The organism is Helicobacter cetorum (assembly GCF_900198405.1).
GTDB classification, from domain to species: Bacteria; Campylobacterota; Campylobacteria; order Campylobacterales; family Helicobacteraceae; genus Helicobacter; species Helicobacter cetorum_C.
Map to the genome: position 1 here is coordinate 1 of NZ_FZMR01000038.1, position 10,503 is coordinate 10,503.

Genomic DNA, 10,503 nt, shown 5'->3' on the forward strand with positions numbered 1-10,503 from the left:
CTTGCTAAAGCAAGCTCTTTTTTCTTGTTATCGCTTGTTTGATAAACAAGCTCTTATTATTTCTTTCCCTTGTTTTCTCTTTTTTCCAAAAACTCTAAAAAACTCTCAAACTCTTTGAGCCTGCCATAAATGACTAAGTCGGTCTTTTGATACTCTCTAATAGACTTCAAAAAAGCTAAACGAACGATATTTGATATGGTTGTTTTTTGCTTTCTTTTTTGAGTTAAAAGCTTTTTTAGGGTTGGCTCTTGCAAAAGGATTTTTTTTGCTTTTGGCGTTTATTAGCTCGTTTAAAAATCCTTGTTGATTTTTGCCATGCTCTTTCATCATTTTCTCCTTTTAAACTCTCTAAATAAAACACTAGCATGCGTTCTAAAATCACGCTACGGCTTGCATTCTCTAGGTCTTTTATAATTTCTAAAATCCTTAAAATGCCTTCTTCTAAAAGAATGCTATTAGTCTGCACTTTGGCCTTAAAATTCTTGTTCTTATGCTTGTAGTGTAAGGGCTTCATTTCTAATCCTTAGAAAATGCAATAACCGCCATATGCGGGGTTTGGCTTAATCTCAAAGTTTTCATCTTGCAAGAGTTCATGCGTGGTGCTAGTAGTCTTGTTTGGCTTAGTAAAGCTCATTAAAGCATAGATTTCATTGTAGTTGCGTCTTATGCTTTGGTTTATGCATAATTCAAGGTTTTGCCCTTGGGCTTTTAGCTCTAGGGCTTGTTCTAGTAAGGCCTTTTTGCTGGCATAGGTAAGCTTTTGCTTTTCGTTTCGGTAGCTTAAAAACTTCTCAAAGGCGTCTTTTTCGGTTGGCTCTAGGCCTTTGGTGTCTAAATTGCCTAAAAGAGAGTTAATGAAATTCTTAAACTGATTGAATGCGCTTAGATTTTTAATGGGGCTTTTAAGCGAGTGGTTAGGTTTAGAAATTTTTTCGCACGCACGCATATTTTCATGTTTATTTTTCTTTCTTTTTATAGTGCTTAAAATTTCGTTTGTGGATTGAGGCTCACATTCTTGGGGGTTTGTGGCGGTTTTTACCCCTATTTTTGGGGGGTTTACCACAACGCTATTTTTTCGTTTGTGGCTGATAGCTTTAGAGGCGTAGTTTAAAAGCTTAAAAAACAAAAAATTCTTAAAAGTGCCGTTTTGATTTCTGGCTTTTTCTACTTCTATAACGCCTAAACTCACAAGCTCGTTTATATACTTCCATGCGGTTTGAACGCTGATTTTAAAACGCTCTGCAATTTTAGAGGCGCTTAATTTGAAATTGGAAGGCTGGCTTTTGATATAGACATAGGTTGCTAATGCCATGCCGCTGATGTTGTTATCTTGGGCTAAATCGTTGCTTGTTATGGAATAATTAGCCTTTAAAGGCTCTTTGTAGATGTAGTTAGTCATTAGTTTTCTATCCTTTCAAAATTAAAAATAAGACGCTTAATGCTAAAGCGGTGTTGATAAAAAAAGCGGTTTTGTCAAAACGAGTTAAAAAAAGCCTTTTTTTTTGGCTTTTTAAAACTTGGCTTTACTTTGTTATAGAAAATCATTCAAGCCCCCTTTAAAGCTAAGTTTTTTAACTCTGTTTGGTAGAAACACTTCACATGGCTTGCTACTTTTTTACCTAGCTCGTTTAAATAGCAAACCTTGTAGTAGTATTTATCTTTGACTACCCATTGCATTAAAAGCTTTTTAGTTTCTAAGCTATCTAAGGCTTTTAAAATCTCTTCATAACTCAACTTAAGCCTTTTAGAGAGTGCGTTAGCGCTAGTGGAATTGCTTAAATCTATGGTTAAAGAATGGATAATTTTTAACTCTATAGGCTCTAAATGATGCCTTTTGGTTAAATCTTCTTTGATGTTTAATAGGTAAGCGGATTCTTTGACCCCTTTTTTAGGGATGCTTAAAATCTCTATTAGCTCGTTTTTTTCTAAAACTCTTAAGCATTTAGATAGCCCGTTTGAAATTTTAAGGCTTTCACAAATTTTTTTAGGAAGAATGCTCACTTTGTTAGAACGGGCTTTTTGGCTTGTTTGCTTTAAAAATTGGTATAGCTCTAGGCTTGTGTTTCGTTTTTTCATAACGCCCCCTTTAAAAATGCGGCTCTTTCTCTTTCTTGCTGTGGTATGAAATGGCTATAGGTGGAATAAGTGATGTTTAAATCCTTATGCCCCATCATCTTAGAAACCCACATAGGCTCTTCGCCTTGGCTTAACATAAGGCTTGCGAAGGTGTGGCGGGTGGTATAAAGCTTTCTGTATTTAAGATTTAGAGCTTTTAAAAGCTTTTTGAAGGCGTCTTGAAATTCTTGCGTTCTTTTTGGCATGCTAAGAAAAACGAGCTTTTTATTTTTAGGCTCTTTAGCTTTTAATTCTTTTAGAATCTCTGCTACTGGTTCTAACAAATCCACTTTTCTAACGCTAGATTTATTTTTAGGGCTTGTGATTTTTCCAAAGGTGTTTAGGGATTTGTCAATATTGATTTTTTTATTTTGAAAATCTATATCTTCCCAAGTTAAAGCCAGCTCTTCGCCGGTGCGCATGCCTGTAAAAAAGGCTACCATTAAAAAGGCTTTTAATCTAAGCGTTGGGCAAAGCTTTAAGATAGATTTGATTTCTTCTAAATTAAAAGGCTCTATCTCTTTACTTTCTAGCGCGTTTTTAAGCGTGATAGAAAAATAAGGGCTTTTTTCAATAAAGCCTTCTGTCTCACAAAAAGCTAAAAAGCTTTTTAATAGGGCGTTATAAGCTCTTAGGGTGTTCTTTTTGTGCGTTTTAAAGGCGTTTTTGTGGTAGTTTGTAATCGTGGTTTTAGTGATTTTAGAAAGCTTGTCTTGCTCTTTTAAACCTAAAAGCCTTAAAACACTATTAAAAACTAAGCGTGTGTTATAAAGGCTCGTTTCTTTTAAACCGATTTTTTGGTTTAAAAAACTCTCAAAGGCATTAAGAATAACTAGGGGGTTTGTGTTTTTGGTGTTCGGCTCAAGCCCCCCTTTTTTAGCTCTGGCTGTGGCTTTGTCCCCTTTATTTTGGGGGCTAAGATTTTCAAGCATTCTTAAAATCGCTTTTAAACTCTTGGTTTTCAAATATTCAAAAGCGCTTGTTTGGTCTAGCTCTAGCGATTTAACAAGCTTGTTTAAGCTCGTTCTGTAGCGTTTGCTTTCTTTGGTATAGTTCAAATAAAGCGTTTTGTCTCTTAAATAGATAGTATGTCTCATTTTTACTCCTAACTTTCACTTTAAAACCCCCTAATTTATGTAATTATTGGGTTTTATTGGGTATATGGCGTTCTTATTTTTTAGAATTAGTTTTGAAAATGTGAGACAAAGACAATAGGGGTAGGCTGGGGTTTCAAGCTCCTAAAAAAGCTTGATTTTTTCAAAAGCCACGCAAGCACTCATTTATGAAAAAATTTATAGGCTTGGCTTTGGTTGGTTTGTAAGAAAAAATGTAGGGTATTTGTGGGGGTTTTAGGGGTTAGGGGGCAAGCAATAAGCCAATATTTTAAAAACTCCCATGTTTAGGGGTGTTAGTAAGCCCCCAAACAAACCTTGCATATCTATACAAACAAGACCTTAAACCTTGTTTTTGTCTCAAATCAACAACAAATTTTAAAAAGAACGCTCAAATTGTAATCATTTTTTGGCTATTTTGTCAATAAAATTTAATTTTTTATTAAATACAAGCGCTTTTATTGCGTAGGCTTTGATAGCCCCTTATAGCACACCGATTGAGTGCTTTTTGTAAAACAAAAAATCCTTTAAAAAACAGAGAAAAACAAGTATCATCGCAAAATCCCAAACACCACAAAAAACCTTTTCTTTTACAATGAATAAGCAAAGGATTAAAACCTTTTTGTAAAAATGTATGTTTTGTAAAAATGTCTATTTTCTCTTTGGAAAAATAAAGGGGCGGGGCGTGTGTATTATAGATTTATAAAAATAGTTATTTGTGTTTAAATGTTTTCTTGTTTAAGGGGGTTGTATAGAGTAGGCATAGCATAAGAGCTTAAGTTAGGAAGGTTTAAAACATAAGCTAAAAAGGCGTTTAAAACACAAAAAAGCGTTTATAAAAGCGTGCTATAGATAAAAAAAACACCCCTTAGAGCTAAAAAGCAAGGGGCTTACTAAAACAAAGCAATAAACACAAGAGAGAATAAACCCTAGCTAACATCTTCACTATTAGCTAAAGCTATCAATTCTTGCGTGTTAATCTCTTTGTAATCGTTGGTATGCGTATTTTCTACAACTTGGATTTGCTCCTTACCAAACAAAGAAACCCCCGCATCAATAAAAAGCTTACTAACCTTTTCAGCGGCTACAATAATAGAGGCGTTATCTTTTATGCTCCCTTGTATCGTAGTTCTTTTAATCATCTTAATCAATTCCCCCCTTGCTACAATGGCACAAAAAAGAATTTGCTTTTTAATATAAGCGGTGTTCATCGCCTTTAAAAGCAATTCATCGCTTGTTGTCTCAGTGATTGCTTCTAATACGATAGGGTCAAGCTCTAAATGCTCCATACTCTCTTTTAAGCTATCCTTGATTTCTTTTTTCTTAGTGTCTAAAAACAAGCCGATGTTATTATCCGTTAGCTTATCGCCTAGAATTTTATGCGCATCCACTTGTTTAATAACGATAGCTTTTTTCCATTTCTCACGCTCTTTAGCTCGCCTTAAGACATTGGGGCTGATTTGATATTTTTTAGCAAGTTCATTCAAGCTAAAGTTATGCGTTTCATACATCGCTCTAATCTCTTTTAAAATGCCATCGTTTCGCCATTCCCCATCAATTATCCAGCGTGCAAGCGTTCGGCGGTTGATTTTAAAATGCTCACAAATCTTGTCTTGGCTTAAAGAAAAGTTGGTTTCATAATACTTCTTAACTTCTTCTTTAAACTCGTTTGAGTAGCTTTTGTTATCTTTCTTGTTATTTTGCATTCTTTAAATACTCGTTTTGTAAATATTGGCTATAAGCCTTATTATAAGTCTTTTCTAGCGTTTTTTTATCGTATCGCCCCTTATTATTGTTGATAGTTTTAAACAAATTGTAATAAGCGAAGTTTTTAGCCTTAAATTCTATAGGGTTGATTCCATTTAAAGCTAATAGCCTACTATCTACATTAAGATTATTTTCTACCACGCTTTGCATTAGCTGGCTAATCTTAGAGCCTAGCTCGTTTTGCCCCCTAAACTTAGAGCCTATAATATCTTTTGCTTGTTCTTTGTCATAAACAGCGGGCGGTTTGCCCCCTGCTAAAGTCTTAGCGTAGTTAGTTTCTAAATTATTCTCTGCCATGTGCATTTGGCTTTTAGCATGCGTCATCGGTAAAATTCCAAAACTAACCTTATTTAAAAACTTATTGACTCCATAGCCAATCCCCGCATTAGTATCCGCACTCTTTAAAAACCGCATAGCGCTATCTAAAGTATCCATATTAGCGTTAATCGCCTCTAAAGGTTTAGCCGGGTTTTTAAGCGTGGTATCGTTTTTTATATTTAGATTTCCTTGTAGATTGACATTTAAATCTAAGCCTAAGTATTTCTTTGCCATATAGTAATCAAACATACTCAAGGATTTATTTTTAAGCTTATTGTCTAAATATTCTAATCCCGTAGGCAAAAACGCGCTTTTACTTTCAGCTTGTTTTTCTAGCTCTTGTTCTTGTGGCTCTCTTTCTTGTTGTGGTTGTTCGCTTTGTTGCATTTTTAGTTGTTCTTCTAAAAGTTCGCTTGGGGTTTTTTCGTTGTTGTCATTCATGTTTTTATCCTTTCTTATACGACTTTAAACCTAAAATGCTTAAACACTTCATTATCTAGCTTACCTTCCTTTATAAGCTCTTTACGCTTTAATTGGTAAGCGATTTCATTTTGAATCTTTAAATCATCTTGTAAGATTTGATTTTCTAGCATTAAAGCGTCTTGGAGTAATTTTACCTTATTAGCTTCTAGCACCACCTGCAAATAAAGCAACGCTTTTAGTTCCGTCTCTCTTAGCTTTTCTAAATTTTGAGCTTTTTTGAAATATTCATCAACCACGCTGTTAATATAGCCTTGCAAATACTCGCTTTCTAATTCTTTCTTAAACATTTCCTTAAGATTCTCGTTTATCACGCTATAAAAGGCTTTAGGTTCTGCTTTTAAAAAACTAAAATCTAGGTTTTTAACCACGCTTTCAGTAATGCTAGGCAAGCGGTTCTCTAAAAGGCTTAAAATCTTTTGTTTTAAAGCCTTCTGGCTTTCTTGTATCGTATCAGTTAGTATCTCACTTTGAACGCTTTTTAATTCAGCTTGTAATTCTTGGCTTTCTAGTAAGCTCTCTAATTCTTGCTTTATCTCAAATTTTAGCTCTCTTTTAAGCTCGCTTGTTATTTCAGGTCTATTGAATTGGCTTATTAGCTCGTTTAAAACGCTTGCTTGTAAATCATCTTTATTGACAAGCTCCTTAGTATTTTCTTTTACTAACAAAGGAATTTGTAGAAACTCACTATCCAAACGCCCCTTAAAATCTTGTTTTAAAGCTTGTAAATTCTCTTGGCTTTTTTGCTTGACTAGCTCGCTTAAATCGTGTTTAGCTAAGTCTAGTATTTCATCATTCTTAGCTTTTAACTCTTGGCTGTTTTGTAATAGCTCTTGCATTTTGTCATATAAGCGCATTTAAAAATCCTTTTAATATAGGGTATTTTAATAAGCTTAGTAAAAATTTTATCCTATTTTAAGGGTTAGATTTTGCCTATTGTAGTTATTTAGCTACAATTTAAAAATGATAATCAAGCAAACAAAAATCTTCACTTTTAAAGGAAGTGAAATGATTTTACTCTTAGCAGGCGGTATTAAAGATACACAAGCTAGAGACATACAAAAAGCAAGAGAGCTTTTAAAAGGGTTTAACAATGGATAATCAAATAGAGCTAAGCGACTTTGACAGCGCTAACTTGTTTAAAGACAGAGAAGACATCATCGCATTTTTAGAAGAAATTACTAACGATTTTAACACGCAAGAGTTTTTAAACGCCCTTGAATCTATCGTGCGCTCAGTCGGCTTTGCCAAAGTGGCGCAAATGAGTTCTTTAAACAGAGAGAACTTATACAAAACCCTTAAAAAGCATAAAAAACCACGCTTTGAAACTATCATCGCTATTTTAGACGCTTTAAATTTAAGTATCTCTATTGTGCCAAAAACGCATAACCCCTTAAAGCCTTTAAACAAGCTCCCTTAAGGGTTCTTAAACGCATTCAATAAGCTTTCATAGCTTTGTAGTTTTTCTTCGCAACTATTATCTTTTAGGATTATTTTTTGGTATCTCTCTTTAATTTTAGTGTTGTTTAAAGGCTTAAGGCTTTGGTATTCTTGGCTTTGAAGTTCTAGCTTTTCTATGCTTTCATTTTGCATAATGACATGCTCTTGAGTATAGTTTAATCTCTCTTTGACTTGTGCAAGTTTTTCTTTTAAATGTAAAATATAAAGCCCTAAAGAGGCTATAACCACATAAGGAGCTAAAGCCTTAAAGAGATTAAACCCTACTAAAAACCCCATGCTTTTAATCCCTAAACATAGGATTTACAAACTTTTTCATCTCTTCTAAGCTTGTTTGTTTTTTTTCAGTTTTAAACATAGGATTAACAAACTTTTTCATCTCTTCCAAGCTTGTTTTCTTCTCTTCAGTATTAGGGCTTTGCGCTGAAACGCTTGCAACAGGTTCTTTCTTAGGAGCTAAAGGCGTGCTTTTAGGTGAATAAACTTTATCAAGCCATTTAAATTCTTTTGCTTGTTTTTGGTTTTCTAAAGCCATAGCCTGATTTCTTAGTTTTTGCGCTTTCAAAAGCTCTGGTTTTTGTAAATCATTAAACGCTTGGTTTTTCTTGGCAAACTCCATACTTAAAAGCGCTTGTTTCTCTTGTAAGTCAAAGGCTTTTTCTTTTTGCTTATCGTTATACAAGTCTCGCATTTTTTGATATTTAAGCCCTTCTTCTCTCAATTTAGCGTTATCAAACATCGCTCCCGCATTCGCTAGAGTGTTGGCAAACTGCCCCATGCTTAAATTCATCATTTCATTAGCTACGCCTTGTCTTGCTAAGGCGTTATTAAAGCTATCTATTGCTCCACGCCCTGCGGTGATATTTTCATAATATGCCATTTTCTCATCTCCTTAAAATAAAATATAAGCCATTGTAAAACACGCACAAATTAAAGCAAACACGAAACTAAACAAAAAGGCTATAAGCCAAAGCCGATTTTGCTTTTTCTTGTGTTGTTTATATTCTTTAGCAAGTCTTTCATTATCTTTTAGCATTAAAACCCCCTAAAAATATACGCCGCTGTTAAGCTTAGCACACTAGAGACAAACACCACGCAAAACACCAATGCTATAGTTCTTAAAAGCGTGCGTTTAGTTTGTTGTCGCATGTATTCTTTGGCAAGCTCTTCATTATCCTTATACATCTCTTTATCCTTTAGAATAAGAATGATTTTATCTATTAAGGGCATTTTTTATAACACTAATAGTAATCTTTTTAATCAAACTTTCTTTTTCATTGCTCGCTTTATAGCTTATGGTATGCTTGCCTATTTTATCACTTCTAAACAAGCACACCCCACCACTAGCTAAAAGTTCATCATCTTCATTATAAAACCCTTCTTCTGCATTAGAGAGAGTAGAAAACCCCCATAATTTCACAGGAGCATTCACTAAAACTTCTAATTTATCGCTAAATACTTGAATCTGGTTTAAATCGCTTTGTTCGTTTAGTTTTTCTAATTCTAAACTAAGCTCGTTTAAAACGCTTTTTAATTCGTTGGCTTTTTCGTTGTTTTCAAAGCTTATCGTGCTATCGCTATTGTGTGAGACTTGGTTATACTCACTGCCTATTTGCATAATGGTATTAAACACATTCTTAAAATTTTCAGGCGTTACACCACTTGGGGCGTTAGCTTGCACTTGTAGTAAGCTTACATACGCATTAGCGCGGTTTATCATTGCATTATCTTTTAAGCTTTTTAGCATACTTTGGCATTGGATTAGAGTATTAAGCGTGTTAGCTTTTTGGGCTTGTAATTGGCTTTGCATGCCTAAAAACTCTAATTGCATTTTAGCCCTTGCTTGCTCGTTAGCTAGATTCTGCTCGCTTTCAGTTAAAGCGAATTGCTCGCATTGTAATGCCCCTTGCATGCTCATTGCGTTTAATTCTTTATTGGTAAAATTTTGCTTTTCTAAAGCTTCCTTAAAAGTGATAAAATTTCTAATAAATCGTGGCGTATCCATTCTTAAATCCTTTCTTAAATTCTTTTTTCTATGATTTTTAACGCTAAAACGCTGATACTCTCAGCCCCTAAATACCCTACACCCCCACTAATAGCTACACATAAAGACGAAGGCAAATGGAAAAAATACTCCGTGATTTCATAACTAATCCAAGTTATAAGCATAGAAGAGCCTATGCCTTGTAAGGTATAGGCAAACTTTTCCCCAAAAGTTCTAAACTCTTCTTTACGCATAGCCTTTAAAACATACAAGCACCCTACAAGAGCCCCCACAATCCCCACAAAAACATAAGGCATAATCCTAGAAACTTCAAAACCTAAAATAACCACATCTTGCTTGCTCATCTTAGCCCTTGCTCGCATTTCAGATGGTCATTACTCTGTTTGATAATAGTTTTGACTTCATTAAGATTTTCTATCATCGTATCTTCTAATTTTTCCATTTTATACGCGCTGTAAGATATTAGAAGTAATTCAACTAGATTCAAAAGGCTAAAAAGCAAGAGACAAACCATTAAAAACTTATTGTAAATTTGCATTTTCAAAAGCCTTTTAATAGTCTTGTCTTAAATAGCTAAGCTCACATTTTGCTAAAGCGATTTCATCTTCTTTGCTAAGTTTTTTAGCGATTAAAAGCGTGTTTTTTAAATCTCTAATGACTTGTAAAGCTTTTTCTTCTCTTTTGTCTTTATTAAAAAGCCTTTTAATTCTAATTTTTCGTTGTTTGATATTTTGTAGTTGGTTTAGTTTCCACTTCATCGTTTTAATCCTTTTAATTGGAATAAAACATTAAACCTAAAAATTCAAAGCGTTTTAAGGGTTAGAATTTAAGGAAGTTGTTAAAAAGAATTTAAGGCTATTATCTTAATCACAAGGGAGCTTAAAAACTCCCTTGCTTGTCTTTAGTAAAGTCTTTCAGCTAAGACTAAGACAATTACCATTACAATAATAGCCGTTTTTAACATTTTCAGCTCCTTTCGTAAAATAAAGAACTCATTTAAGAAGTAATGGCAGTTACTCTTAAATGGTAGGAGCATTATAACTTTTTTAACCTTAGAAATTATTTAAAAGTGTATATAGCTATACGCTTATTTTAACATATTGTTATAATAGATTAAATTTTCTTAAAAAGAGTTTAAAATACAAATGCTTTTAAGTCTTAAAAATAAAGAGCTTGCTTTAGCAAGCCAGCTAATAATAAGAGAGCTTAACGAAGTTAAGCGATAACTTCTTAAAGCGTTGTTAGGGG

18 protein-coding genes are annotated in these 10,503 nt (G+C 33.9%); 2 read left to right on the top strand and 16 right to left on the bottom strand.

The features are described 5' to 3' along the window. Positions 1-56 precede the first annotated feature (56 nt). The 8 genes from C6H25_RS08780 to C6H25_RS08265 form a co-directional block, all read right to left on the bottom strand. Entirely contained in the window at positions 57-254 is a 198-nt protein-coding gene (locus tag C6H25_RS08780) for a hypothetical protein (RefSeq protein ID WP_158653884.1), read from the bottom strand. Continuing rightward, positions 236-514, bottom strand: a complete 279-nt coding sequence (locus C6H25_RS08235) for a hypothetical protein (protein WP_233707366.1) — start codon at positions 512-514, stop codon at positions 236-238. Before C6H25_RS08235 ends, C6H25_RS08780 begins: the two co-directional genes overlap by 19 nt. 9 nt (positions 515-523) lie before the next feature. Continuing rightward, positions 524-1,399, bottom strand: a complete 876-nt coding sequence (locus C6H25_RS08240; RefSeq protein ID WP_104748944.1) for an HTH domain-containing protein — start codon at positions 1,397-1,399, stop codon at positions 524-526. 146 nt (positions 1,400-1,545) lie between these two features. Beyond that, complete coding sequence (locus tag C6H25_RS08245; RefSeq protein ID WP_104748945.1) at positions 1,546-2,076, bottom strand: hypothetical protein; 531 nt, start codon at positions 2,074-2,076, stop codon at positions 1,546-1,548. Further along, on the bottom strand, positions 2,073-3,212 hold the full coding sequence (locus C6H25_RS08250; RefSeq protein WP_104748946.1) for a site-specific integrase: 1,140 nt from the start codon (positions 3,210-3,212) through the stop codon (positions 2,073-2,075). The genes C6H25_RS08245 and C6H25_RS08250 overlap by 4 nt, the downstream gene beginning before the upstream one ends. A 944-nt stretch (positions 3,213-4,156) precedes the next feature. Then, entirely contained in the window at positions 4,157-4,933 is a 777-nt protein-coding gene (locus C6H25_RS08255) for a terminase (protein ID WP_104748947.1), read from the bottom strand. After that, a complete protein-coding gene (locus C6H25_RS08260) occupies positions 4,923-5,753 on the bottom strand; it encodes a hypothetical protein (protein WP_104748948.1) in 831 nt (276 codons plus the stop codon). Before C6H25_RS08260 ends, C6H25_RS08255 begins: the two co-directional genes overlap by 11 nt. A 14-nt stretch (positions 5,754-5,767) precedes the next feature. After that, positions 5,768-6,649, bottom strand: a complete 882-nt coding sequence (locus C6H25_RS08265; protein WP_104748949.1) for a hypothetical protein — start codon at positions 6,647-6,649, stop codon at positions 5,768-5,770. 106 nt (positions 6,650-6,755) lie between these two features. Between C6H25_RS08265 and C6H25_RS08675 the strand changes: the two genes are divergently transcribed. Both C6H25_RS08675 and C6H25_RS08270 read left to right on the top strand, forming a co-directional pair. Further along, the gene (locus tag C6H25_RS08675) at positions 6,756-6,893 is read left to right on the top strand and encodes a hypothetical protein (protein WP_199768963.1); all 138 of its coding nucleotides are present in this window, start codon (positions 6,756-6,758) and stop codon (positions 6,891-6,893) included. Beyond that, positions 6,886-7,212: an addiction module antidote protein gene (locus C6H25_RS08270; RefSeq protein ID WP_104748950.1), complete on the top strand. Its 327-nt coding sequence runs from the start codon at positions 6,886-6,888 to the stop codon at positions 7,210-7,212. Before C6H25_RS08675 ends, C6H25_RS08270 begins: the two co-directional genes overlap by 8 nt. Here C6H25_RS08270 and C6H25_RS08275 read toward each other — a convergent pair. The 8 genes from C6H25_RS08275 to C6H25_RS08300 are packed head-to-tail and all read right to left on the bottom strand — an operon-like array spanning position 7,209 to position 10,013. Beyond that, positions 7,209-7,529: a hypothetical protein gene (locus C6H25_RS08275; protein ID WP_104748951.1), complete on the bottom strand. Its 321-nt coding sequence runs from the start codon at positions 7,527-7,529 to the stop codon at positions 7,209-7,211. The two genes, C6H25_RS08270 and C6H25_RS08275, sit on opposite strands and share 4 nt — an antisense overlap. Before the next feature lie 4 nt (positions 7,530-7,533). Beyond that, entirely contained in the window at positions 7,534-8,130 is a 597-nt protein-coding gene (locus C6H25_RS08280; protein WP_199768964.1) for a hypothetical protein, read from the bottom strand. Positions 8,131-8,142: 12 nt separating this feature from the next. Then, entirely contained in the window at positions 8,143-8,286 is a 144-nt protein-coding gene (locus C6H25_RS08680; RefSeq protein ID WP_158653913.1) for a hypothetical protein, read from the bottom strand. Beyond that, positions 8,286-8,480 carry a hypothetical protein gene (locus C6H25_RS08685; RefSeq protein WP_158653914.1) on the bottom strand — a complete coding sequence of 65 codons (195 nt, stop codon included), beginning with the start codon at positions 8,478-8,480 and terminating at the stop codon, positions 8,286-8,288. Before C6H25_RS08685 ends, C6H25_RS08680 begins: the two co-directional genes overlap by 1 nt. Further along, a complete protein-coding gene (locus tag C6H25_RS08285; protein WP_104748952.1) occupies positions 8,464-9,255 on the bottom strand; it encodes a hypothetical protein in 792 nt (263 codons plus the stop codon). Before C6H25_RS08285 ends, C6H25_RS08685 begins: the two co-directional genes overlap by 17 nt. 14 nt (positions 9,256-9,269) lie before the next feature. After that, positions 9,270-9,599 (bottom strand): phage holin family protein, encoded by a 330-nt coding sequence (locus C6H25_RS08290; RefSeq protein ID WP_104748953.1) that lies wholly within the window; start codon positions 9,597-9,599, stop codon positions 9,270-9,272. Beyond that, a complete protein-coding gene (locus C6H25_RS08295) occupies positions 9,596-9,793 on the bottom strand; it encodes a hypothetical protein (RefSeq protein ID WP_104748954.1) in 198 nt (65 codons plus the stop codon). Before C6H25_RS08295 ends, C6H25_RS08290 begins: the two co-directional genes overlap by 4 nt. A 13-nt stretch (positions 9,794-9,806) precedes the next feature. Next, positions 9,807-10,013 carry a hypothetical protein gene (locus C6H25_RS08300; protein ID WP_104748955.1) on the bottom strand — a complete coding sequence of 69 codons (207 nt, stop codon included), beginning with the start codon at positions 10,011-10,013 and terminating at the stop codon, positions 9,807-9,809. Between the last annotated feature and the right edge of the window lie 490 nt (positions 10,014-10,503).

Bases quoted from the DNA above. Each gene is read 5' to 3' on its own strand.
- C6H25_RS08295 (WP_104748954.1), bottom strand. From the start codon at position 9,793: ATGCAAATTTACAATAAGTTTTTAATGGTTTGTCTCTTGCTTTTTAGC.
- C6H25_RS08685 (WP_158653914.1), bottom strand. From the start codon at position 8,480: ATGCCCTTAATAGATAAAATCATTCTTATTCTAAAGGATAAAGAGATG.
- C6H25_RS08280 (WP_199768964.1), bottom strand. From the start codon at position 8,130: ATGGCATATTATGAAAATATCACCGCAGGGCGTGGAGCAATAGATAGC.
- C6H25_RS08240 (WP_104748944.1), bottom strand. From the start codon at position 1,399: ATGACTAACTACATCTACAAAGAGCCTTTAAAGGCTAATTATTCCATA.
- C6H25_RS08245 (WP_104748945.1), bottom strand. From the start codon at position 2,076: ATGAAAAAACGAAACACAAGCCTAGAGCTATACCAATTTTTAAAGCAA.
- C6H25_RS08250 (WP_104748946.1), bottom strand. From the start codon at position 3,212: ATGAGACATACTATCTATTTAAGAGACAAAACGCTTTATTTGAACTAT.
- C6H25_RS08300 (WP_104748955.1), bottom strand. From the start codon at position 10,013: ATGAAGTGGAAACTAAACCAACTACAAAATATCAAACAACGAAAAATT.
- C6H25_RS08680 (WP_158653913.1), bottom strand. From the start codon at position 8,286: ATGCTAAAAGATAATGAAAGACTTGCTAAAGAATATAAACAACACAAG.
- C6H25_RS08265 (WP_104748949.1), bottom strand. From the start codon at position 6,649: ATGCGCTTATATGACAAAATGCAAGAGCTATTACAAAACAGCCAAGAG.
- C6H25_RS08285 (WP_104748952.1), bottom strand. From the start codon at position 9,255: ATGGATACGCCACGATTTATTAGAAATTTTATCACTTTTAAGGAAGCT.
- C6H25_RS08290 (WP_104748953.1), bottom strand. From the start codon at position 9,599: ATGAGCAAGCAAGATGTGGTTATTTTAGGTTTTGAAGTTTCTAGGATT.
- C6H25_RS08255 (WP_104748947.1), bottom strand. From the start codon at position 4,933: ATGCAAAATAACAAGAAAGATAACAAAAGCTACTCAAACGAGTTTAAA.
- C6H25_RS08260 (WP_104748948.1), bottom strand. From the start codon at position 5,753: ATGAATGACAACAACGAAAAAACCCCAAGCGAACTTTTAGAAGAACAA.
- C6H25_RS08270 (WP_104748950.1), top strand. From the start codon at position 6,886: ATGGATAATCAAATAGAGCTAAGCGACTTTGACAGCGCTAACTTGTTT.
- C6H25_RS08675 (WP_199768963.1), top strand. From the start codon at position 6,756: ATGATAATCAAGCAAACAAAAATCTTCACTTTTAAAGGAAGTGAAATG.
- C6H25_RS08235 (WP_233707366.1), bottom strand. From the start codon at position 514: ATGAAGCCCTTACACTACAAGCATAAGAACAAGAATTTTAAGGCCAAA.
- C6H25_RS08275 (WP_104748951.1), bottom strand. From the start codon at position 7,529: ATGGGGTTTTTAGTAGGGTTTAATCTCTTTAAGGCTTTAGCTCCTTAT.